Origin of the sequence: Pseudomonas sp. URIL14HWK12:I5, from assembly GCF_900176445.1 — a bacterium.
GTDB lineage: Bacteria > Pseudomonadota > Gammaproteobacteria > Pseudomonadales > Pseudomonadaceae > Aquipseudomonas > Aquipseudomonas monteilii.
This window is the reverse complement of the sequence record NZ_FWXQ01000001.1, coordinates 873851-895097: the sequence shown is the minus strand read 5'-3', so window position 1 is coordinate 895097 and position 21247 is coordinate 873851. Positions and strand designations below refer to the sequence as shown.

The following is a 21247-nucleotide window of genomic DNA, read 5'->3' as shown; positions in this document are numbered from 1 at the left end:
GAATCCACGCTTGTCAGGTAGGCCACCACCAGCGCGGCAGAGAGATATGTGCTATTAGCGTTCCTCAGAAGGTATTCTGCGGGGGTTGGAATTTCCGAGGCAGAGGTCTCGGGCATGAGTACTCAGTCCGGGAGGTCACGCTTCCTCTTTGCTTAGATGGTCATCGGCAGAGCGCTCAGCTGGATTAATCATGCTCGCCTGATCTGACATTGTCCGAGTTTCCTTGGAGAAGACTTAAAGTGCTCTAACCCAATTCGCCAGGCAATCCCTAACCGAAGACCTCCGCGAACGCCGTAAAGAACCAGAGTCGCTTAGGCATTGCCGCTTTCTATCATGATTTTCAAAGCAGAGATTGGGTAACCGGGACTTGCACTATCAGCGGCGTCCAGTTAAGTCATGGGGTGCACGAGATTGTTGGGCAATACAATCAATACATCTAGCATTCCCTGTGGTATTCCAAAAGAAAATTCGTCACAAAAAAACTAATATTTTTCAATATGTTATGCTAGGGATTCCGCTTCCCCCGGCGCAGCCCAGTGCATCTCCAGCGGCGCCTCCAAGCAGGCAGCCTCTGATCCGTTCGATTCTGTTCATCCTTGACGATCATCCGCAGAGGCCAGGTCCTGCAGCATCACCACCTTGCGCCGCAACTGCGCCACATGCTCCCGCTCCGCCCGCACCGCCGCCCTCAGCTCACGGTTCTCCATCTCCCAAATCTGCAACCAGCGCAAATCCCGCTGGCAGTGCTCCACCTTCTTCCCAAGCTCACCCAGCCTCAACCCCTGCTGAATCAGCACCAACAGAATGATCCCCATCGCCACCAGGGCCCCCGTCGCAACCACTTCCGGCATTGTCATGCTCATATCCTGTGCAGCCCCCGATGTATTCCGAAGACGAACCAAAGATATGTAATTCAAAATTACACGTCTAGAATGTAGACTTATACAGGTAAAGTAATCGCGCACATGGAGAGGGTATGAAACGCAATCAATCCATCGAGCAGGTACGCTGGGACCTGGCACTTCGCTATCGTCTGATCGAAACCGTTGCCTGGTGGGAAGGGCGGCTGACCACGGGCCACCTGATGCAGAGCTTTGGCATCAGCCGCCAGCAAGCGTCGAAGGACATCAACACCTACATCACCGAGCATGCGCCCGAAAACTTGACGTATGACAAGCAGATCAAGGGCTATGTGCCGAGCGAACAGTTCGAGCCGCTGTTCATCGACAACAGCGCCAGCGCCTATCTGCACCTGCTGTACCAGAACAGTGAACGCGCCCCGCACATCGATGGGCTGGCACTGGCTTACGCACACACCCGGGTGCTGGAGGTGCCTGACCGCCCCATTCGGCCAGAGGTGCTGCGCCCCTTGCTCAAGGCTTGCCGTGAAGGCCGGCGGCTGGAAACCGAATACGTGTCCTTCAACACCCCCAACGTCGAGGTGCGCCTGATCGCCCCGCACACGCTGGTGTACACCGGCATGCGCTGGCACGTCCGGGCTTACTGTGAAAAGAACGGCCAGTACCGCGACTTCGTCCTCAGCCGCCTGCGCGGGCAACCAGACTTGCTCGACGCCTCTCCGAACACCCGCGAGCAGGATGAAGACTGGAATGTCGAAGTGCCGATCATCTTCGAGCCTGATTGGCGCTTGAACGCGGCGCAGAAGGCAATCATCGAAATCGACTACGGCATGACGAATGGGCAACTGGTGGTGCCCAGCCGCAGGGCATTGGTGAAGTATGTGTTGCAGCGGTATCAGATCGATCACCGCAACATGGCGATACTGCCCGAGGCCCAGCAACTGGTGGTCAGCAACCTCCAGGCGCTGGACCCGTGGTTGATGAAGTACTAGCGCCCGGATGTCGGGAGCAGGGGCAATGCCCGCCACGCTGCGGGCGCTACAGCATTGCCCCTCGCCTTACCAGCTATAACTCAACTTGGCCGTAACCTCCCGCCCCGGGTTGTAATAGTTCGCCGTCCCCGACCCCACCACATGCTGTTCGTCAAACAGGTTGCTCACATTCAGTGCAAGGTCTGTCCCCTTGGCAATCTTGTAGTTCAGCGCCGCGTCGAACAGTGTGGTGCCGTCGCTTTTCTTGGTGTTGGCAGCATCCATGTAATAGCCACCTACGTACCGAGCCCCCAGACCAACGCTCACATCCGTGTTGGCAATGTCGTAGTAGCTCCACAGCGAAGCCGTATGCTTCGGCGCCACGGTGAATTCCTTGCCCTTGAGCGAAGTGCCGTCATACAGCGCACCGCGCAGCACCTCCGTTTCCATGTAGGAATAGGCACCGATCAGGCTGAGGTTTTGCGTGACTTGCGCCTTGGCTTCCAGGTCCAGGCCACGTGCACGTGACTCACCCACCGTCTGCTGCTCGATGATGCCGCTCGGCAGCACGACGGCGATGGTGACGTTTTCCTGGGTCAGGTCATAAACGGCAGCAGAGAACAACGCATCCATGCCCAGTGGCGAGTACTTCACGCCCACTTCGTACTGCCTGCCGGTCTGCGGCGTTACGCCAACCTGCGGAGGCGAAACCGACTCCACCATGCTCACGTAAGTGGAAACTTCATCGTTGACGATGTACGTCAGCGCGCCACGGTAGGAGGTTTCAGAGAAGTTGTCGCTTTGCTTGTTCACCCCGCCGACGTACTCCGTGCTGGACAGGTCCATGGAGTCATTACGCACACCCGCTGTTGCGATCAGGCGGTCGTAGAAGGACAGGTTCTGCTGCAGGAACACGGCCTTGGTGGTGGCGTCGTTTTTCTTGCGGGTATAGGGCGTAACACCGCCCGGCACGCCGGTGAATACCGGGTTGGCGATATCGATGGAGGGGGCCAGGCTGTAGACGGAGCTCTGTTTGGTGCTCGAGTCGAGGTATTCCACACCCACCAGGGTGCTGCTGTCGATGTGCTCGAACTGGGCATCGTATTGCAGCATCAGGTTACCGTTGAGCTGGTCGGCATCGCTGTCAGTACCGAATACATAGCGCGGTATGGTGGTACCCACCCGCGAAGCGCTGTCGCTCAGGTAGACATAGCCAAAGTCATCGCTCAACTCGCTGTAGCGCAGGTTACTGCGCAGCGTAAAGCCGTTGTCGAAGTCGTGGGTGATGTTGCCGCTGAGGCTGGTGCGCTCGACATCGTGGAAGTTGTAGCCGGGCTCGCCGTAGAAATCGCTGCGGTCGTATTCCTTGTCCAGTGGGTAGCCACCGCTGTTTGGCGAGCTGTTGGTCTTCAGGTAGTCGAGGATCACCGTGGCCGAGGTGAAGTCGGTAGGTGCCCAGGTCAGGCCACCCATCACGAAGCGGTTGTCGTCCTGCGAATGGTCGTACTCGCGGTCGCTGTTCTGCATCTTGGCAGTGAAGCGGCCGGCCAAAGTCTGTTCGTCGTTCAGGGCGTCACCCACATCGATGCCGGTCTCGGCATGGTCATAGGAGCCATAGGTCACGTAACCCTGGCCAAACTTTTCGAAGCGCGGCTGCTTGGTCACGAAGTTCAACGAGCCCCCCGGGTCTGCCGGGCCGAACAGGGTGGAGTTGGCGCCTCGCAGAATTTCGATGCGCTCGTATGCGTAAGGGTCTTCGCGCACACCCCGCATCGAGCTCAAGGTCAGGCCGTCACGGTACGTGGTGGCCTGAAAGCCGCGAATCTGGAAGTAGTCGTTGCGGTCGTCCGAGCCGTAGAAGTCGCTGACCACGCCAGGGGTGTATTGCAGCGCTTCTTCCGTGGTGCTGACACTGCGCTGCTGCATTTCCTTGCTGGTGACCACAGACACGGAGGCTGGCGTATTGAGGATGCTGGTCGCCACCTTGCCACCTACCCACAGTTCCTTGGCAACCACCGAGTTGATGTCGTCATCGGCACTGGCCTTGACCTTGGAGTTGATGATGATGGGCGCAAGGCGATAGTCCTCGGTCGCACCGAGCTCCAAAGGGCCGACAGGCTTTGGTTGCGGCACCACCAGGTAGGCAGCAGGGCCTTGCTGTTCAAGCTGCAACTCGGTCCCTTGCAGCAACGACGACAATGCCGACTGGGTATCCAGCGCGCCCTGCACCCCTTGGGTGTTGCGGTTGGCCACGTTCTGCGCTTCAAAAGAAAGGCTGATCCCCGCCTCCCGCGCAAAGCGGTCGAGTGCCGGCGCCAGTGGGCCGGCAGGAATGTTCCACTGCTTGAGCAGGTTGCTGTGGTCAGCGCTCGAAGGCTGCGCCAACGACGGTAGCGCGTAAGTGCTGACAACCAGACCAAAGAGTGCGGCGTGCAGGGCACGATTCAATGGGGTGCGCTGTGAAACCGGGGAAAAACTCATTCTCTCGCTCCGTGTCGGGGGTCGGCTGACTGGCCTGTAATCCGGCCTTATCTACACAAGCCGAACGAGAATGAGAAATCACCTCATTTATTTTTAAATGAGCGGCTTTGGCTATTTCGTCGGCTCCTGATACTGGTAGCGCTTCGCAAGCTGCCGCTGCATCCCCTCCACAAGTCAAATAAATGTGCCTGCCGCGCCAGCCCCATGTGCTGGCGCCTCCCCACAATCACTTGAAAATAATGGCCAATTGCCCTCGGCTTTTCTTGCTTCCAGCCTGTCAAAAAGTTGATACGCCAACATTTTTGATAGAGAATAAGAAACAGGATGCATTTTAGCGTATTTCAGTATGCTTTAATCGAGTGCAGGGAATGGACGAATACACAACCTCCGACGCGGGCACACCGCCGATCGACCAGCTTGACCTCACGGCACATGGCGTTCTTGGGCATTTCGCCAAGTCGTCGCGCAATGCCCGGCTGGTGAGTTTCCTGATGACCATGGACCGCCTTGACCGGTGGGCAGTGGATTTCGATGAGGATGCCCCCGCTCAGCAGTTCGAAATCCAGTTACTGATGCAGGAGATCCAGGCCTTCGTCGAAGCGTACGCGCGCGCGCTGCACCAGGTTCCGCAGCATTTCGCCGAACTGCTGGCCCACCTCACCTCTTCGCGCTGCATGTACCTGGTCCGGTATGTCGCGCAACGCAACGAAGCATTCACTAGGGCGCTGGCGCCACTGCTGGCGGGCGATTTGTCGCAACCCGCAGCGCTGATGGCTTTTCGTCACCGGCTGGATGCCTTCAGCAAAGCTCACCTGCTCAGCGAGATTTTCTCCGGGGAGCGGCTGCGCGAGATATCACAGATCATGGAGAGTTACGCAGATGTATAACGGACGGCTGAACCCTGTCGCTGTGGCGGTAGGCAAATCTGTGGGCAAACGCGCAGTCCTCGGTGGCGTGCTGGGGGCCTGGCTGATGCTGGCCGGCCCAGCGTTCGCCGCCACCAGCAGCTTGGGCGATACATCGAGCAGCCTGATTTCGCAGCAAGACTCCGTGGTAGCCGATGCGATCAAGGCCGATGCGCAGGACTGCGCCGATGGCACGAAGCAAGGGACGATTGGCGCCTCCATCAACGATGCGCTGAAGATTCATACCGAGCTGGCATCGGCAACACCGAATGTCGAGTCTCTGTTCAGCGCCACGGCAGATTGCTTCGGCGGCCTGAGCAGCCTGTTCGACCTGTCCGGCTCTATCCCGAGCCTGGGTAGCATCCTGGCTTCTGCACAGGCTGCTGTTCTGCAGTACGCACAGAAAAAGGTCTGTACGGCAATCCAGCAGGTTACGTCGATGGTCACCAGCCCGATCAACCAGGCCATTGGCAAGGTCAGCAGCGGCACTTCGCTGGGCGACCTGAATGGCCTGACCAACGGTTTGGTCAGCAAGGGCATGACCTCGCTCGACCCGAACCTGGGCAGCAGCTATCACAACGCAGCTGCCGGTTACGAGGCTACCTACACAGTGGATGTAAACCCGTTCAACTATGTACAGACCGACTTCGGCGGTGGAGCCAGCACTGGCGGAGGTACAACTACAAGCAACGCAGCGACAACCAATACCGTAGCGCCTGCAGCCAGCACCTCGTCCGGCACCTCCTCAAGCAGCACCAGTAGCGCGCCTTCCAGTTCGAGCAGCGGGTCCTCCAGCTCGGCTGCCGGCCTGTTCAACTAAGAGGGGCAGGCAATGAAGAAAGTCGCGGCTGTTCTGGCCGTTGGTCTTGGCCTTGGCGCTACGGCACTGCCTGCACAGGCACTGTCCTGGGCTTCGGTGCTGACGTTCATCAGCACCATGCAGACCGAGATGAGTGCCTGGTCGGTAACGGTCAAGCAAACTTCGCTGTCGGCCAACGTTGTATCGCAGGTGGACAGCGATTCGAAGAAACAGCTGGCCAACGCGGTAGGGGCCATCGACATGTCCGACCGGGTCATGAAGGCTGCAACCACGTTCGACTCCGCAGTCGGGCAGCCGGTCAGCATCAAGTGCACAGCCCAGGAGCAAGGCAAGCTGTTCGTCGAAGCTGTCTCACAGCGTGACAAGGATACCGCGCGGCTGATGGCCACCTACGCTTCCCAGCGTGTCGGTTCCAAGGCCGCTGCGGACCAAGCAACCCTGGCCATGCACCGCGATACCTATTGCACCGTGTCCGAGGCCAGGCAGGGTATGTGCTCACTCAATGCCAACGGCATGCAGGGGTGGGACACCGATTACGCCGGCCCCTTCAGCGAGAAAACCCTCGCCCCTGAAGGCGAGGCTGCAGCGTATGCCTACACCGCGATGATCACCGATCAACGTGCAGAAGCGCACATCGACTGCACCTCGGTGGCGTGCAATGCAGCCCAGTCGCAACAGCTTGCCGATTCGGCGATGAGTGCGATGGCGGCCAATTCTCTTGTAGGGCAAGTGACGGACCGTCGCGTGCCAATGCTCACAGGGCAGTGATATGAATTTTCGGCTCAAACTGGCCAGCATTGTCGTAGGGTCGACGATGCTTTCGAGTGTTTCCTACGGCGCCCTGTACGGTTTCGGCCCGGCAGAAGCCTGGACGATTGCGCAGATAGAGCTCCTGACTGGCACGGTCTCTGCCAACATTGGTGCCTTTGGCACGAGCTTCGGCAGTCAGATGACGTACAAGTTCGAGCAAATCATTTCGGCAGTGGCCATTGCCACCAAGCAAGAGGCGCTGTCTGCGAACGTGGTTGCAGACAACAACCGGCAAACCTCCGAGCAGTTGGTCAACGCTGTCCGCGCCCAGCAACAGAACTCAGCCGTTGCTCAAGCCTACCTCGACTTCAACGCCGCGACCGGCCAGGGCTTCGACCCTTGCGGAACTGTGGCGAAAAACAAGTCGATGGACATTGCCTTCAGCACCATGGCGGCCAAGGCCAAGGCATCGGTGGGTGAACTGGATGCGTCCCCGGGGCGCCTGGTCAGCTCGACGGGCCAGGCCATGCAGCAACGCCTCAAACAGCATCGCGACAAGTTCTGTACCGAGGCGGAGGCAAACGCCGGTCTGTGCTCACTCAGTACGTTGCCCGGCGGGGACACGAACGCTGCCTTGCTGTTCGAACCTGCGGAAGAAAACTCGCTGACCACCGAAGCACGCACGGCCTATATCCAGCATGTCATCGGCCCGCCCGACCAGGCACTGACCAAGGACGCCGGCGCGACACCGGCCGGTGAAACCTACATGATGCAGAAAAACCGCAAGGACTCGATGCTGTCGATACCAGCCTACAGCCTGTCGATGATCAATGCCGCCAACACCCGTAGCAAGGCATTCGGCGACAAATCGCCCAATGAGGTGCTCAAGCTGCGTGTAAACCAGTACTTCGGCGGCAAGGAAGCGGAGCAGTGGTCGGGCAACCTGGCGCGCCAGACCCAGCGCGGGCTTTTGATGGAGGCCGCCAAGATGGGTGGGCTCGAGGTCTGGATTCATCAGCAGCAGTACGAGCAGAACCAGCGCCTACTGGCCAACCTGGCAACATTGGTAGTTGCCTCTTCCGATAGCCTCGACGCCACGCTGGAAGCGCGGTACCAGAAGGTATTGTCTGAAAACGCTGCACGGTCGGTGAAGTGAGGTCGCCATGAAAAAGGAATTCGACGAAACGCGCGAGGCGCGCAAATGGAAGGTGTCGTTCGGCGCTTCACTGGCCCTCACCTCCACACTCGCCTGGGCCTATTGCCCTCCTCAGTACCAGGAAAACACCGTGGCTCCGGCGTTCACGGCTGCCACCCAGGCGCTTAACGGCGCAGTGTCCGCGGTCGATGCATCCCTCTCGGCCCTGCTCGAAACCGAAAGCCAGCGCCTGACCTCCGCCATTGCAGTCATGACCAAGCAGAAGGCACTGGCAGCCAACACCGTCGCCGAGGCCGGGCGCAATGCGGCCCAGCAGACAGCCACCGGCCTCAAGATACTGGCCCAGACGCAACGGGTGAAGCAGGCGCGGTTCGACTATGGCGGCGAATTTGGCCAAGGCTTCTCGCCCTGCAAAGTCTTCTCGACCCGAACACTGATCAGCAACCGCGATGCCGACATGGGCACCGAGGTTCGCCAACGGGTCAAGGCAGAGATCGTGGCCGCCCCCGGGACCTACGCCGAACCGATCAGCGCCCAGACAGCGCTGATAGAGGCGCGCAAGCCATTTTGCACCCAGGACCAGGCAGATTCGGGCCTGTGCAAATCGGTGGGTACGATGCCGGGCGCCGACCTGACCGTGGCCACCTTGTTCGAACCTGCCATGGAAAATGAAACCCTGTATCAGGCCAAGGTCGGGTTCGTGAACAACGTTGCCGGCCTGCCTGACGGCCCGGTGCCGACATCGGCGGGCCAATCGTCCGCCGCCGAGGACTACGCCCTTTCCAAGGCCCGGAAGGACGCGCTGATTTCACCTGCACTTTCCAGCCTCAAGGCAATCCAGCTCGACTACTCGGGCGTTGAAGGCAAGGAAACAGGCACCGACCTGCCCTTGGCGGTGCATTTCCGTAACGAAGTGAAGCGCTACTCCGGCAACACGGCCGAGTACGACAGCTGGGCACGGGTGATGGCCGCACAGAACGAGCGCGGCGCATTGGTCGAGCTGCTGAAGATCAAGGCACTGGACCTGGCCATCCAGGAAAAACAGTACCGCCAGTACGAAAGCATGGAGGCCCAGCTGGCATCGCTGGTGTCGATGAACGTCAGCACGGCTGGCGGACAGACCAGCAAAGCATCGACAGATGCGGCCAGGCAAAACATGCAGCAAAGCGTGAAGTGACGGAGCACCAGGGATGAGAAAAACGATCTTGCGTGGCGTTGTGACCTTGGGGCTGATGGCCGGCGCTCACATTGCTGTTGCAGATACCTGCATGGTATCGCCGACCGACAAGGAAATTGTTTCTGGCCGTTTCGGCAAGTTTCGGGGCGGCGGCGCCGGCAACTTTGGCTCGGCCAACAAGAAAGCGCATATGCACGATGGCCTGGACTTCTCCACCAGCGGGGCTTCGCAGCCGGTGTACGCCACTACCGAAGGTGAAATCACTTTCGCCGGGTTGCGTGGGTCTGCAGGTAACGCCGTACTGATCAAGCGGGACAATGGCGATATCGTCGCCTACTACCACCTCAGCGGCTTTGCCAATGGGGTCAAACGCGGGGCCAAGGTAAAACCCGGCCAACAGTTGGGTCTTTCGGGCAACACCCCCAGCAGCTCGATGACCAAGCACTTGCACTTCACCTACGGCACATCCAGCAAGGACACAGCACGGGCCAAGGCGTTTTCCGAAAACGCACAGCGCGGCCCCTTCAACCCAGCCCAGCTACCGCCGGTGTTCAACCGCCAGGACGGGATTGGCTGGAAGACTGACCCGGCCCCCTATTTCTGCCAAACTTACGCCATTCAGGACGGTCACCCGGAGCACTACCCTATTCTGGGCAAGGACACCAAGGCGCAGCACGAAAAACTTTTCGGCAATGTACCTTCTGGCGGCGTTGCGCCAGACTCCACCGCCGAGCCCGTGCAAGTGGCAGCGGCAAACGCCGATGCAGCGCTGGCAGAAGCAGATGGAAAAACACCTGCGATGTACTTGTCCGACTCCGATGGCTATGGTGCCTTGCCGACAGCCCCCATCGGTGGTTACGACGCCATGTCGGTTTCGGAAATGATAATGACCGAAGCCACCCGACGGTTCAGCGATGCCGAGTGGAACAACAGCATCACGCATGTTTCCAGCCGCGCCCTGTGGGTGGACTACAACCGGGCGACAGGTGTCAGCAATTACTTGGCGGAAGCGATTTATCGCAAGAAGGAAAAAGTTGAAGCATTACTTGCCGTTTACGCGTCGCAGAAATTGGCAGGTCAAAGGGCACAGACCGATTGGGCGCATGACCGCGCCCAGCAAGGAGCTGTGTCCAGATCCATTGAATAACGCGGCGCCCACGAAAGGTAAACACAGATGGAACCCAAAGACCTCAATAAGCCTGATCAAGCCGTCGCTGATTCTGCTGCCGGGCAAACAGCCCAGCCAGGGCGGAGTTATGCAGGCATTTTGGTCCATCATGGCGCAGCACCCTTGAACAAAGACGGTGTCAGCGAAAACGTTTACAGCATCACCCTGAAAACCGCTGAAGGTAACCTGACCTTCCAGGACCCTGCGCTTGAGCGGGCCATGAGTAGCACGCCCGCGCAATTGGGCGCCCCCCTGCGCCTGGATCACAGGCAAGGAACCTGGAACGTGCAAACGATCGATGCTGCAGCCCTGAAGGCATTCAACGCCGAGGCGGGCAAACAGCAAACGCCGGGGACTGCACAATCACCCGTCAACACCGCTTCACAAGCTGCTGCTGAAATTGATCCAGGCGCGCTCGATGCGCTGATGAAGGTAGTAGGCGAGATGAAGGCCAAAGGTGCTTCACTCGACCCCGAGGAAGTGCGGCGCATCAATGAGTCGCTCAATGAGCACAAGGATGTTGCAAGCGCGAAAGAGGCCCAACAGCCACAGCACCAGCCAAACGGCACAGAGTCCCTGCTGCGTGGCAGCGCCGAACTTGTGAGTGGCGTAGCCTCGCTGACCGGGGCCGCCCTGCAAGGGATCGGCAAGGGTGCAGGCGCCCTCGCCGATGCCTTGCAGGGGGGGGCGAAAACCCAGGATGCCAACACCGCACCGGCGCCAGCGGTTGCCGACGAATTGACTGGTCGTGTGCAGGTCCTTCCTCGCCTGTCCGAATACCGGGTGGACCAGGTCGAAAAAGCCGCCAGCAACTACGAAAAGGCCCACACGGCTTTCTGGAATGCCCAAAACATGCCGCAGGTTCGTGAGCAGATCGAAGCACGTGCCGAGCAAGCCGGCCTGACCGTGCCCGAAGTGATCGAGAAGATGAAGCCTGACGGTGAATTCACCGACTTGCACGAGGCATTTGTGGACGCCGTCGGGCAGTCACCTGACGCCCAAGACCAGAAAAAAGCCATGGACAAGGCCCTCACCGGCTGGACCCGGCAATACGGGCGTGCGCAGGAAGAGTTGCTGAACCCCGAAACCGAAGGCAATCCGCATTACGACAAGCTCAAGAATCGCCTCGAGACGTCCAGTGACAGCATCCATCGCAATGCGGCGGACACACCTGCATTCGAAGGGGAAACACAATCGCACCTGGAGCGACTGCAAGAGTCCATGCAGCGCATCTTCGAGCGACTGAAAGAAATGGTGAAAGGGATCGTCAACCTGGTACGCAACAGGCCCGGTGGTGGTTCGCAGGACAACGACATGGCGCCATGAGGCCCGCATGCTGCCAGGCCAGTCGATGCCGAAATGAGCCATGAAGGCAAACGCATTCATCCTAGCAAGGAGAACGGAATGACCGAGTACAGCAGCTGGAAAGAAATCACCGCCACACCGGAGGCCCACCTGGACTTCCTGCGGGTAGTCGATGCCAAGCTGGACGAAGGCCTGGGCGGTAAAAACCTGTATGAAAAGCTGGCGAAGGAGATCACGGTGGACGGCAAGCCCTTCAGCCAGGCCTTCCACCTGAACAACCTGGAAAACCACTCGACCAACTGGGATACCGACGAGACCCCGGACCCGGTGAAGCTTGAAATCGTTCAGCTGACCTCGAAAATCAAGGATGCCGACCCAGGGTACGACCTGGCTCACTTCACCGTCGGCTACGAGTACATGATCAGCGAAATGAAAGAACGCGGCGTGGAAGTGAATGCCGGCCTGGACCACAGCGACCCGGCCCCCTCGCACCGCAGTGGTTCGGACTACGAACCTGGCATGTGACCCTGGAGGCGCCCGTGAAAGCGATCCTGCCACTGGTGTTGGCGTTCAGTGCATCGGCCCTGGCAAGTACTGCTCAAACTCAGGCCCCTCCCGCAGGGGCTGAAGAGCAATGGCAAGAGCTACCGCGCAACACCACTATCTATGTGCCCGTGCCGAAGCAGGTGACGCCGGTCTCTGCCTACCGTTCGTGTGCCAATCGCTATGAAGGTGAAAGCTGTGATTTTTCCACGCCGCAGCAGGGCGTGATCGAAGGCACGTGCCAGGCGCCCGAGGTACGCCAACCGCCTGCCTACGGGTATCAGGTGCAGCAGTATCCGGCGCAGGTGCGCACTGCCTTGGTCTGCGCACCTGTCGACGCCCCAGGTAGCCCAGACGCGCCAGCCAACCCTGGCCACGAGTCGCCCTACCCGCCTCCAGCAACCCCACCCGCGGATCAACCGCTCCCATAGCCTGGCAAGGCCCTCGATAAGTGCTGGCCCTGCCCGAGGGCCTAAAGCATTGGATCGGAGCCCTCAGCGTCCTGCCCTGGGGCGACGGACTGCTGCATCCTCAAAATGAATTGCTGGGTTTCGGGCAACAGCTTCTGGAACACCTCGTCCAGTTCCGGGGCAACCTGGATATCCCCGCCTCGTAACCCATGGGCAACCTGGTTCTGGTAACGCTCAACAAAACGCTGCCGGATGTGCAGTGCCTCAGGGGTATCGTCGGCGACGAGCTCCTCGAGCAGCCCTTGCACCGCCTGCATGAACACCAAGCTGCGCTTGTACTGCTGGTCTCGCAACCTGGACTGCTCGAGCGCTGCTGCATAATGCTCATCCATTACCTCAACCCTTGCCTGCAACAAGTCATTGGTGCTTTGCAACGCCTCGAGCGCTTCCGACATTCCAGTCCCCTGCCCGCTCGCGGCGTGCTTGCCTGCCTTGGCGACCTGGGAGAGCTGCTGGTACATCAGGTCGATCATTGTCTCCTGGCGCTCGACAACGGCCCTTAGCTGCACTGCCTCCTCGAAATACTGCCGGACGTAGCCCCTCAGCGGCTCCAGTTTTTCATTGGCACACGCCGCACCGGCGTCCCACCCTTGCGAATAGCCGTGGGAATGCCCTTCATCGAAACCCTCCTTGCGCCCTTCCTGACGCCCCTGGCTCCGCCCGACATGCAGGTTGGAGATCGCATGGTCAAGCGACCCGGTATAACCGCCGTCCAGGCCGCCACCGCGCCTGCCCGCACCCCAGTTGTGATCCATTTGCTACCTCCTTCGATCCGCATGTCGTCATGCATGCCCACCGGCAAAGCCTGGTACAGGGCAGTGCGGTTACCTGGTTGTTCTGATTTCGGCCCCGGCAGCCTGCTGGGCATCTGCCTGGGGCAGGGCGAATTCAGTCAGCCTGTGAAGGGCAACCGCAACCCAATCCCCGCCAAAGCGCTCATCTTCCAACACCGATTTGAGGGCAAGGATTGGAACGCAGTGCCTGCCGTCACCTTGGACATAAAATGCAGCCAGCCATTCCGGCAGCAGGTGTTTCACCTCGTCATGGGTTTCTACAGTGAACATCAACGCAAGCATTCCGGGCATGGCCTTGACCTCTCGACTAGGCAGTGCGTCGGCCAGCCAGAACGCCACCTCACTCAACTGATGGGCCTGGACTGGCAGCAATGCCACCACCTTGCCTTCCTCACTGTCCACCACGATACCTGGCTCCAGCATGAGCGTTGCGGCGTCGAAGGTTAGCCTACCTTGGCGAAGCGGGAGCGACTTCAGAAAATGCCCCAGCAGTGTGTACATCTCGAACGCTGCCGGAATGTCTTTCTGAATGGCAGGCACACTCTTGGCCATTACCCCGACGAAACCACCGCCCGATTGCTCGAAGACATCGCCACTGATGGCCTGCGCCACAAAAGCTTCAAGTTCGTACAGCGAATACATGCTCAAACTCTCTCACACCGTCTGGACTAGACTGAACTTCAACCTGAAGACAGGTCCAACTTTCAGTTGTTTGTGTTTTGTATGTTTGCAGCCCAGACCTCATAGGAAGTACCCATGACCCATCCGTTTCACTGTGCATTTCACCCAGCGCCCGGCAATGTCGGTGGCGTGCTGAACATTGGTCCCGCCTCGGTCAGCATCGACCTCGAAAACCTGCGCCTGTTCGCCAACGTGGTCGCGCAGATCGAAAAACGGCGGGCAGCCGGCCCGGCGCGATCAGAGATTCTGGGTGAATGGACGGGCAGTGAAAGCATTGACTGGGCCCATATCGGCTTTCATTCCTGCCGCGAAAGCTACAGCCTGCGCTACAACGGCGTAGCCTGGGAGGCACCTGCAGACGCTACCATTGCCGCTGCCGCCGAGGCGCGACTGTTCCTCGACGACATGCGCTTGCAGGCCTGACTTGCAGGCATGGCCCCGCCGCTATCGAGCAGGGGCCGCACTTGCCTGGTACTGGCCGAAAAACTCGAACTCAACCCGGCGATTGGCGGCGCGGCCACTCGCGGTCTCATTCGAGGCAATGTAGTCGCCCTCTTGTCCCTCGGCACTGATCTTCGCTGCCGCCACACCGCGCCGCACCAGATATGTTTTTGCGGCTTGTGCCCTCAGCAAGGCAACACGCCGATTCGCCTCGACCGTGCCGACGCTGTCGGTAAAGCCAATGATCTTCACCTGTAGCGCGTCCTGCGCAGAGCGCACCAGAATATCGCCATCCTCGGCACTGGGGTTGAAGCGCGAGTGGCCAAAGGCGAAGTTCAGGGTCATGTGGTTGATCGAAGACTGGATCTGGTCCTGCCGCGCCCGAATCGCCAGCAACTCCTGACGGCTACCATTGGCATCGGCCTCTGCTGCTGCCAGGCGAACCCGCAGGCTCTGGATCTCGACGTTCAACGCATGGATGGTTTGCTGCATCTGCGCCGTATCACCGCCCTGGACAGTAGATGAGTGGTAGGGGACCGGCGCAGCAGCGCTTTCTACTACCTCGAACCCCGCCAAAGCCCTCGGGGCGAGTACTGCCGACATCACGGCCAGCATCAGCGGCAGCACCCGGCGAGGGGTGGCAATAATGGTGCTCATACATCTCTCCAGTACCGCAAGATCAGGTAAACGATGACGGACCAGGCATACCCCAGCATCAGGGTAAGCATGCCTGCCAGCAAATAGGTGCGCAGCGGGTCGACGGCATCCTGGCCAAGTGGCTGCAGACCGGGCACCAGCGTGGCCGGGAACCACGCGAACAGAAGCGCCACCAGCGGTGCAAGCCAAAGGCCCAGACGCAGCCTCTGGTGGTCACCGTCGCGCGTCCACCATGCGTACCAGCCCAGGCTGAGCAGGTAGGCGGGCAGCAGCATCACACTCAGCAACAGTGCAGACAGGGAAAGCGCAGCGGCATAAAAGCGTGGCGAACCTTCGGCCATTTCACCCATCAGGGTTGCAACGACTGCGATGGCAAACGCCACAAGTGCCACCAGCAAAGGCACCGACAACAGCCACAAGGCGGCGCGGCGATCGCCAACCAGCCTCAGGCCCGGCACCACGGCAAGTGGAGGTAGCGGGTAGGACATGCCATGAAACTCCTTGTAAGGGCCAGAACGCCAGGTTCCAGTACAAACGTCTGTGCAACCGGTAACGAAGGGTACTCGCCAGCGCTCGACATCCTGTCAACTGTCAAAATGACCTATCAGAAAAATGTTTATTCTAATGGCTAGTATGAGTTTGAGGCCCTGTGCCGTCAAGGTTTGAATCCCTGCCATAGGGAGGCGCTCACTTGACCATACGCAAGGCGTAGCGCAAACTCACACCATACAAAAAACGTTTTTCTAACAAGCTAAATTGATAGCAATTTGTCTTCCAGAAGGATCTGACGCATGAAAGCCCTGCAACTCGCCCTGCCGCTGCTGGTTTCGCTCGCCTGCTCTACAGCTCATGCCGCAAAGATCGACCAGTCGGAGGCCAGGGCACGTCTTTCCCAGGTGCTTACCTGCGAGCGCAGCGTATCACCCGAGCAGTTTGAAACCCTGATCCACGCCGCCGACGGCAAGGCCATCGTGCAGGCTTCGGATTTGTCCGACGGCGAATACACCGTTCCCAACCCAGTGGATGTTTTCGGCCGCGCCATCACTCGGCTATCGATGCACCCCGGCTCCAATGGTGAAGGCGACTTCGATACTTACGCCGGCGCATTCACTGGTGAAAGCATCCAGACCGTCGCCAGGCTGTCCGACATCCCCAAGGACCAGTTCGGCGATTACAAGAAGGAAGTTGGCAACCACGACCTGTGGCTCTACGTCGATGGCAACGACACCTACATCAGTTGCTCGAACAACATGCGCACGGTAGCCAAAACACTGAAACGCACGGCACGCGAGGCGGCGGACGCCGTAAAACGCGTCACACAGTAATACCCAGCGCCGACTGGCGCCGAATGGAGTCACACCATGAGTTTCAGAACACTGGCTGCAAAGTTCCTGGAAACAGTCAAGGACGACCTGGGCATCCCCGCCCGGCTACGCAAGGTGATTGCGGATACGCCGGGTATTCGGATGCGAGTGGATGACACCGCTGCCGTCATCGCCTCATCCAGCGTGGTGCGCTGGCATGAATGGCCTCATGGCCAAGGCAGCGAGAAACGCGGCGAAGTCAGGGGCTGGCGCACCAGCGGCGGCCATTATCAAAGCGAGCACCGGCACATTCCGGCGCTGGCCCGACTGGGCAAGACCGAAACCTCGGCAGGATTCAACTGCGACATTGGTGATGTCACTGGCCTGTCCGCCTCCAAATCCGAGCTGTACCGTTTTTTCTCCATGCAGCAGATGGCTGAACAGGCCTGCCAGCCGTTCATCCGGGATGTAAGCCAGGAAGGGCTTGCGCAAAACCTGCGCTGGCCTGAGATCGGTATCGTTCGTGGCAGTAGCGACTTCCTGCTCCAGTACAGCTGGGACGATGGGCTGTACCTTGCCAACAGCGGTGGCTCGCACCATTTCGTCGCCGCCCGGCATATCGCCGGCCAGTTGCAGCAACCCGTTGCGCTGCAAGGTCGCCTGGTTCGCCACGGCCTGGATGCCGAGGCTGCGGCTCAACTCAATGATCAGTACGCCATCTACGCCATTGCCAAAGATGCGTTTTTTGCTGAAGCGCTCGATGCCCTGCGCGACTTCAGGGCCACCCACTACTGGGCAGACCTGCCGCAGCCATACGACAACGGCCTGGCGATCTTCCTGCCAAGAGACGAAGCGCGCTCACGCAAAGTGGCAGAAGTCTTCGCCAGCGAAGGTTTTACCAATGTGGGCGACGTGGTGGTGGAACTTGCTTCCCAGGGCGCAGCAGCAGAGCGCCGGCCCCGTCAGGATGAGATGCGCCTGCGCATTGAAGCCTTGCCTGAGCTGGAGGCGAAAGCCGGTGTCGCGCACCTGTTCGGCAAGCACGCCGCAGCCCGTCTTCGCAACGAGCTGGCAACGCAAGTGGATTGGCAAGCCGTGGAGCAGGCGACCATGGACGAAGCCTTTGGCGTTCATCGGCTCGACGCCCAGAGCGTTTACGATGCGCTGGCCCGACACAGCCCTGGGGCCACCTCCGGGCACGCGCTGAACACCCTGCGCGCTACTGTGGACGGCTATGCCAGGCTTCACGAGCGCAAACTTGCCAAACAGGCAACGCCCGACGCACCGACCCCTGACTGACAGGCCTCACCAAGGCGCGAGCGAGCAATGTCATGCCGGCCTACACCGAGCAATACTGGCCGGCCAACTGGTGAATGTGCTCCGCCGATTGCGCCTGGGCCTGGGCCTGCTCGCAGGCCCATAATAGCGTCCCGGCATCGGGCACATATGCCTCACCGCTCGCCTTCTGCCCCACGAACCAAAGCGCACGCATGACAAACAGCGGATCACTGCCCAGCCGCTGATCATCCACTGCCTGCAGGTGGCTGACCAACGCCTGGAGCGCCTTGCCCAAGGCTTTAGCCTGGCTGAACTGGACCAGATTTCCCAGTTCTTCCGGCTTCATGGAAGGATGAATGGTCAGCGGCGTGCAGCGCTCGGAATCGAGCAAATCCCAAAACGTCACGCCGTCCTTGCAGACCATCCCAACGCGGCGACCACCCGCCATGTCATCGACCTCGATGAAAGTGCCTGGCTGGTATTTGTGGATTTTCATCTTCTAGCCCTTACCGATTGACTGACCGACCACCGTCGGCAACAGGTGCATTCTAAGCAAGCGGGCAACAAAAAACCTTAAGGCTAATGCTTGCAAACACCCGTATTACAACAGTGCCAAGCTTCGCTTACTCACGGCTCGGGAGCGCTCCAGTGCGCAGTGCGCTCCAGCTCAGCAGATTCAGGGCGGGCAACCACGCACCGGACCGATGATTTTCCATCCGCACCTACAAGCTCGTAGCCGTCCTTCAACAGCCCTTCCGGTCGCCCGGAAATCCACTCCGCAGCCTGCCTGAAGCCGTCGTAGAGGAATCCGGCCTGTGCCGCCGGCGCAACATGCTGCATATCTATCGCAATCAACACGCCGCTCTCGATGTCGAACGAAGGCACCTTGTGCACGGCCTCCAAGGTACCCACCACATTGCCGTTGGTGTCGTGCAGCATGAATGGATCATCAATATCCAGAGGCGCCCTGGCAAGTGCACCCATTGCGGCATCAGCGACAATACGGCTGGCCTCGTATTCAAAACCCAGATCAGCAAATGCTGATGAGCTTCTGGAGTCGATTTTCACAACTGCGTGGCTGGCCGTTAGCCCCGGCTTCGGCACAGCAACCGCTTCAAGCCCCAGCGTTTGCAGGTATTCCTTTTCAGGCTTCGAGTTCGACATTAACTCGGAAAGTTCCGATACCTGAGCCAAGGCCACAATTTCTGGCTTCACACCCTCCGCGGCCAACTCATCGAACAGTTCCGCCCGCGCTTGCTCAAGGCTGACTGGAGCCTCGGCACGCTCGAACATCGCATCCTTGAGTTTGTCTCCAAGCCCGCAGAGCAACTGCCCTACCTGCTTGCCCACCCGCTGGACAGCGAGCTTGCCGAGACTGTCATCGTTTTCGAAAATGACTTTTCGGCCCTCTACAGCCTGCGCGAACGGCTGACTCTGCCGTTTGGACTTGTCAAACGTACCGCGCTGAAAGAAGAACGGCGTATTGTCAATCACCTCAAGCGAGCCATCCGGGTTTCGCCTGAATGCTTCATTGCCCTTTCTGAGCCGCGAATCGATCAAGGCCTCCTGCACCCGTTCGAGGTCTTTGATCAGCACATTGTATTGCTCGACTCGCTGCCTATCTTCTGGCAGCAGCGGCTGCAGCTCCACGCCAGCGGACACCAGCGCCTCGTACATGACCGCCAGTGGCCCGGCCGCCAGCACGTCATTACGATAACCGCCGCCTATCTGCGAATGTGCCCCTGCGAATTTGAGCTCTGTTATCCGGGAGTTGTCGCTGTTTCGCAACGCGCTGGTCAACGGGAACGTATCGCGGTACTCATTCATCGCGATCAGGTGTGTGGTCGAAGCGACGTTCTCGTGAATAGCCAGATTCTTCGCCACATGGCTTTCCGTTTTCGGGTTGCCATAAGACGCGACAGTATCGAACAACCCCAATTTGTTGATACGCGCCTCTCCGGGCGGGATCAGGTACTCGCCCGTTGCTTTCCACTGGTCATTGAGCATCGGCACGCCGCGCTCGATGAACACATTGGCCAGGGCACGGGCCTGCGCGGCACCACGGCTGAAGCCAACCACATTCACATCGACCTGGAATTCCGGGTTCTTGTTGTGAAACCGGACAAGGGTTTCATAGGCCTGCTCGATCCGGTTCTGGCTGCCGCTGCCCGTGGCACCTTCGAACATGGCCTTGGGCCCTTGGACTCTCTGGCTTCCAACCCCGTCGAAGTAGATCTTTTCCGACAGCCCATAATGCTGCCTGCCCTCGTACTTCAGCGCCACGTGAGCCGAATTGCGGGCAAGGTTGGTCCCCTGCGCACGGTCCCGCTCGTAAAGCCGGGCAACATTGGTATGGGTACCCTTGGGCTGGTCATTGTCCTTGTTGTTGCCCGTACCATCAAAGTACACCGTGACGTGCAATGAATCGCTCATGCCATATCCCTATGAACAAACGTCGGATCAGTCCGCATTCAACTTCAGAATGTGATCGCGTATGGCAAACCCGGCCTGGTCGATGAGCGGCTCCCAGAACTCACGCCCCCTGGCCATCAACGGCGACCCTCGCAAAGCGTCTGCCGATGCACGCAGTGCCAGCACCCCGAACTCTTCGGCCATACTGATGATGCTGCGCTTGCGCCTGTCCAGGTTGTCATACGGTTTCTGATACCACGTCGCGATCTGGTACTCGACACCCTGCTCTTCGAACTTGGCGTACAGATGAGAGACCAGGGCAATGATGGTTTCGCGAATCAGGCCAGGGTCGACGCCCTGTGCTTCCAGGAAGGCTTGGGTAGGTATCTGGGCAACCGCCAGCAGGTCTTCGTGGGTATAGCCCGACATCGGCGCAAAAACGCCATCCGGCAACTCCGTATCGGCGCCTGAGTCTTGGCCGGTGTTTTCATCATCTTGCATGAAGGGCTCCAGAACAGATCAGCTCATGAAAATGAGCGCAGGGAAAAGGAAGTTGATTGCATGCCAGGTCAATCCATATTCAAAAACGGTGTGCTTTCAGAAATCCAAGTTTCTAGGGCACATTCGAAGGCGTCTGCATACGTCGCGCTGCAGCATGATAAAGGAGCGTGAAGTCGCCCTTCGCCTCCAGTACTTCGCCATGAAAAACCGCAGAAACAAAGGGGGCCACCCTGAAAAAGTCAGGCAGCACCGCGGGTGCAGTGGCGTGAATGGGGAAAATCGGGTTGGCGGGCGCAGCCAACTGGAACGCATAGCCAAAGCTACCCAAACCGACGCGCTCGGACAGCGACTGGGCAATGCACAACACCGCCACCAGGCCAATTTCCGCTACATCATCGGCATATAACTCCCCGCCGTCATAGATGAACTGCTCACCACGCACGATGGCCTGATCGGCCAGGCCGGTGAGAAGCCGTCGAAGCTGGTCTTCCAGTTGATTCTCAGCCATGCGAAGTCTCCGCCAAGCGATCCGGGTTGCGTATCAGGGTGCGCACACGATTGCGCGTCTTCGTC

At 59.3% G+C, this 21247-nt stretch carries 23 protein-coding genes; 13 read left to right on the top strand and 10 right to left on the bottom strand.

Going from position 1 to position 21247, the window contains the following annotated elements; genetic code table 11:
- Positions 1 to 590: 590 nt before the first annotated feature.
- Positions 591 to 857, bottom strand: a complete 267-nt coding sequence (locus tag B9A31_RS04165; protein ID WP_019097436.1) for a hypothetical protein — start codon at positions 855 to 857, stop codon at positions 591 to 593.
- 119 nt (positions 858 to 976) lie between these two features.
- Here B9A31_RS04165 and B9A31_RS04160 point away from each other — a divergent pair, with 119 nt between their 5' ends.
- Entirely contained in the window at positions 977 to 1852 is an 876-nt protein-coding gene (locus tag B9A31_RS04160) for a WYL domain-containing protein (protein ID WP_084296675.1), read from the top strand.
- A gap of 66 nt (positions 1853 to 1918) precedes the next feature.
- Here the strand turns inward: B9A31_RS04160 and B9A31_RS04155 are convergent, their stop codons facing one another.
- Positions 1919 to 4312 carry a TonB-dependent siderophore receptor gene (locus B9A31_RS04155; RefSeq protein ID WP_025754278.1) on the bottom strand — a complete coding sequence of 798 codons (2394 nt, stop codon included), beginning with the start codon at positions 4310 to 4312 and terminating at the stop codon, positions 1919 to 1921.
- Positions 4313 to 4680: 368 nt separating this feature from the next.
- Between B9A31_RS04155 and B9A31_RS04150 the strand changes: the two genes are divergently transcribed.
- From B9A31_RS04150 to B9A31_RS04110, 9 genes are all read left to right on the top strand, one after another.
- On the top strand, positions 4681 to 5199 hold the full coding sequence (locus B9A31_RS04150) for a type IVB secretion system protein IcmW (RefSeq protein ID WP_084296674.1): 519 nt from the start codon (positions 4681 to 4683) through the stop codon (positions 5197 to 5199).
- Positions 5192 to 6037: a hypothetical protein gene (locus tag B9A31_RS04145; protein ID WP_019097440.1), complete on the top strand. Its 846-nt coding sequence runs from the start codon at positions 5192 to 5194 to the stop codon at positions 6035 to 6037. The genes B9A31_RS04150 and B9A31_RS04145 overlap by 8 nt, the downstream gene beginning before the upstream one ends.
- A gap of 12 nt (positions 6038 to 6049) precedes the next feature.
- Positions 6050 to 6805, top strand: a complete 756-nt coding sequence (locus tag B9A31_RS04140; RefSeq protein ID WP_019097441.1) for a hypothetical protein — start codon at positions 6050 to 6052, stop codon at positions 6803 to 6805.
- 1 nt (position 6806) lies between these two features.
- Entirely contained in the window at positions 6807 to 7943 is a 1137-nt protein-coding gene (locus B9A31_RS04135; protein ID WP_019097442.1) for a hypothetical protein, read from the top strand.
- A 7-nt stretch (positions 7944 to 7950) separates the two neighbouring features.
- Positions 7951 to 9120 (top strand): hypothetical protein, encoded by a 1170-nt coding sequence (locus B9A31_RS04130; RefSeq protein WP_019097443.1) that lies wholly within the window; start codon positions 7951 to 7953, stop codon positions 9118 to 9120.
- Positions 9121 to 9175: 55 nt separating this feature from the next.
- Positions 9176 to 10267, top strand: coding sequence for a M23 family metallopeptidase (locus B9A31_RS04125; protein WP_232062873.1), 1092 nt, complete (start codon positions 9176 to 9178; stop codon positions 10265 to 10267).
- 144 nt (positions 10268 to 10411) lie between these two features.
- On the top strand, positions 10412 to 11614 hold the full coding sequence (locus B9A31_RS04120; RefSeq protein ID WP_177325278.1) for a hypothetical protein: 1203 nt from the start codon (positions 10412 to 10414) through the stop codon (positions 11612 to 11614).
- A gap of 78 nt (positions 11615 to 11692) precedes the next feature.
- Positions 11693 to 12118, top strand: a complete 426-nt coding sequence (locus B9A31_RS04115; RefSeq protein ID WP_019097447.1) for a hypothetical protein — start codon at positions 11693 to 11695, stop codon at positions 12116 to 12118.
- 14 nt (positions 12119 to 12132) lie between these two features.
- Positions 12133 to 12567, top strand: a complete 435-nt coding sequence (locus B9A31_RS04110) for a hypothetical protein (protein WP_019097448.1) — start codon at positions 12133 to 12135, stop codon at positions 12565 to 12567.
- Positions 12568 to 12608: 41 nt separating this feature from the next.
- On the opposite strand, the gene B9A31_RS04105 is transcribed toward B9A31_RS04110, so the two are convergent.
- Positions 12609 to 13361, bottom strand: coding sequence for a FliH/SctL family protein (locus B9A31_RS04105; protein ID WP_025754284.1), 753 nt, complete (start codon positions 13359 to 13361; stop codon positions 12609 to 12611).
- Between the two features lie 69 nt (positions 13362 to 13430).
- Positions 13431 to 14042: a hypothetical protein gene (locus B9A31_RS04100; protein WP_019097450.1), complete on the bottom strand. Its 612-nt coding sequence runs from the start codon at positions 14040 to 14042 to the stop codon at positions 13431 to 13433.
- 114 nt (positions 14043 to 14156) lie between these two features.
- On the opposite strand from B9A31_RS04100, the gene B9A31_RS04095 reads away from it, so the two are divergent.
- Positions 14157 to 14504: a hypothetical protein gene (locus tag B9A31_RS04095; protein WP_019097451.1), complete on the top strand. Its 348-nt coding sequence runs from the start codon at positions 14157 to 14159 to the stop codon at positions 14502 to 14504.
- 21 nt (positions 14505 to 14525) lie between these two features.
- Here the strand turns inward: B9A31_RS04095 and B9A31_RS04090 are convergent, their stop codons facing one another.
- On the bottom strand, positions 14526 to 15179 hold the full coding sequence (locus B9A31_RS04090; protein WP_025754286.1) for an OmpA family protein: 654 nt from the start codon (positions 15177 to 15179) through the stop codon (positions 14526 to 14528).
- Positions 15176 to 15667 carry a hypothetical protein gene (locus B9A31_RS04085; protein ID WP_019097452.1) on the bottom strand — a complete coding sequence of 164 codons (492 nt, stop codon included), beginning with the start codon at positions 15665 to 15667 and terminating at the stop codon, positions 15176 to 15178. The genes B9A31_RS04090 and B9A31_RS04085 overlap by 4 nt, the downstream gene beginning before the upstream one ends.
- Before the next feature lie 303 nt (positions 15668 to 15970).
- Here B9A31_RS04085 and B9A31_RS04080 point away from each other — a divergent pair, with 303 nt between their 5' ends.
- Both B9A31_RS04080 and B9A31_RS04075 read left to right on the top strand, forming a co-directional pair.
- Positions 15971 to 16504 (top strand): hypothetical protein, encoded by a 534-nt coding sequence (locus tag B9A31_RS04080; RefSeq protein WP_027610085.1) that lies wholly within the window; start codon positions 15971 to 15973, stop codon positions 16502 to 16504.
- Positions 16505 to 16540: 36 nt separating this feature from the next.
- Positions 16541 to 17782 (top strand): DUF6685 family protein, encoded by a 1242-nt coding sequence (locus B9A31_RS04075; protein ID WP_025754288.1) that lies wholly within the window; start codon positions 16541 to 16543, stop codon positions 17780 to 17782.
- A 40-nt stretch (positions 17783 to 17822) separates the two neighbouring features.
- Here the strand turns inward: B9A31_RS04075 and B9A31_RS04070 are convergent, their stop codons facing one another.
- The 4 genes from B9A31_RS04070 to B9A31_RS04055 all read right to left on the bottom strand — a co-directional run bounded on the left by B9A31_RS04070 (position 17823) and on the right by B9A31_RS04055 (position 21182).
- Positions 17823 to 18257, bottom strand: a complete 435-nt coding sequence (locus B9A31_RS04070) for a hypothetical protein (RefSeq protein WP_027610084.1) — start codon at positions 18255 to 18257, stop codon at positions 17823 to 17825.
- Between the two features lie 131 nt (positions 18258 to 18388).
- Positions 18389 to 20194: a phospholipase effector Tle1 domain-containing protein gene (locus B9A31_RS04065; protein ID WP_084296673.1), complete on the bottom strand. Its 1806-nt coding sequence runs from the start codon at positions 20192 to 20194 to the stop codon at positions 18389 to 18391.
- Positions 20195 to 20221: 27 nt separating this feature from the next.
- Positions 20222 to 20674 carry a hypothetical protein gene (locus tag B9A31_RS04060; protein ID WP_019097457.1) on the bottom strand — a complete coding sequence of 151 codons (453 nt, stop codon included), beginning with the start codon at positions 20672 to 20674 and terminating at the stop codon, positions 20222 to 20224.
- A gap of 112 nt (positions 20675 to 20786) precedes the next feature.
- A complete protein-coding gene (locus B9A31_RS04055; RefSeq protein WP_019097458.1) occupies positions 20787 to 21182 on the bottom strand; it encodes a hypothetical protein in 396 nt (131 codons plus the stop codon).
- Positions 21183 to 21247: the final 65 nt, after the last annotated feature.

Excerpts from the sequence above, each read along its gene's own strand:
- B9A31_RS04135 (WP_019097442.1), top strand. The coding sequence starts at position 6,807 with ATGAATTTTCGGCTCAAACTGGCCAGCATTGTCGTAGGGTCGACGATG.
- B9A31_RS04130 (WP_019097443.1), top strand. The coding sequence starts at position 7,951 with ATGAAAAAGGAATTCGACGAAACGCGCGAGGCGCGCAAATGGAAGGTG.
- B9A31_RS04160 (WP_084296675.1), top strand. The coding sequence starts at position 977 with ATGAAACGCAATCAATCCATCGAGCAGGTACGCTGGGACCTGGCACTT.
- B9A31_RS04080 (WP_027610085.1), top strand. The coding sequence starts at position 15,971 with ATGAAAGCCCTGCAACTCGCCCTGCCGCTGCTGGTTTCGCTCGCCTGC.
- B9A31_RS04165 (WP_019097436.1), bottom strand. The coding sequence starts at position 857 with ATGACAATGCCGGAAGTGGTTGCGACGGGGGCCCTGGTGGCGATGGGG.
- B9A31_RS04105 (WP_025754284.1), bottom strand. The coding sequence starts at position 13,361 with ATGGATCACAACTGGGGTGCGGGCAGGCGCGGTGGCGGCCTGGACGGC.
- B9A31_RS04095 (WP_019097451.1), top strand. The coding sequence starts at position 14,157 with ATGACCCATCCGTTTCACTGTGCATTTCACCCAGCGCCCGGCAATGTC.
- B9A31_RS04090 (WP_025754286.1), bottom strand. The coding sequence starts at position 15,179 with ATGAGCACCATTATTGCCACCCCTCGCCGGGTGCTGCCGCTGATGCTG.
- B9A31_RS04060 (WP_019097457.1), bottom strand. The coding sequence starts at position 20,674 with ATGCAAGATGATGAAAACACCGGCCAAGACTCAGGCGCCGATACGGAG.
- B9A31_RS04065 (WP_084296673.1), bottom strand. The coding sequence starts at position 20,194 with ATGAGCGATTCATTGCACGTCACGGTGTACTTTGATGGTACGGGCAAC.
- B9A31_RS04145 (WP_019097440.1), top strand. The coding sequence starts at position 5,192 with ATGTATAACGGACGGCTGAACCCTGTCGCTGTGGCGGTAGGCAAATCT.
- B9A31_RS04055 (WP_019097458.1), bottom strand. The coding sequence starts at position 21,182 with ATGGCTGAGAATCAACTGGAAGACCAGCTTCGACGGCTTCTCACCGGC.
- B9A31_RS04150 (WP_084296674.1), top strand. The coding sequence starts at position 4,681 with ATGGACGAATACACAACCTCCGACGCGGGCACACCGCCGATCGACCAG.
- B9A31_RS04070 (WP_027610084.1), bottom strand. The coding sequence starts at position 18,257 with ATGAAAATCCACAAATACCAGCCAGGCACTTTCATCGAGGTCGATGAC.
- B9A31_RS04115 (WP_019097447.1), top strand. The coding sequence starts at position 11,693 with ATGACCGAGTACAGCAGCTGGAAAGAAATCACCGCCACACCGGAGGCC.
- B9A31_RS04100 (WP_019097450.1), bottom strand. The coding sequence starts at position 14,042 with ATGTATTCGCTGTACGAACTTGAAGCTTTTGTGGCGCAGGCCATCAGT.
- B9A31_RS04155 (WP_025754278.1), bottom strand. The coding sequence starts at position 4,312 with ATGAGTTTTTCCCCGGTTTCACAGCGCACCCCATTGAATCGTGCCCTG.
- B9A31_RS04140 (WP_019097441.1), top strand. The coding sequence starts at position 6,050 with ATGAAGAAAGTCGCGGCTGTTCTGGCCGTTGGTCTTGGCCTTGGCGCT.
- B9A31_RS04125 (WP_232062873.1), top strand. The coding sequence starts at position 9,176 with ATGGCCGGCGCTCACATTGCTGTTGCAGATACCTGCATGGTATCGCCG.
- B9A31_RS04085 (WP_019097452.1), bottom strand. The coding sequence starts at position 15,667 with ATGTCCTACCCGCTACCTCCACTTGCCGTGGTGCCGGGCCTGAGGCTG.
- B9A31_RS04075 (WP_025754288.1), top strand. The coding sequence starts at position 16,541 with ATGAGTTTCAGAACACTGGCTGCAAAGTTCCTGGAAACAGTCAAGGAC.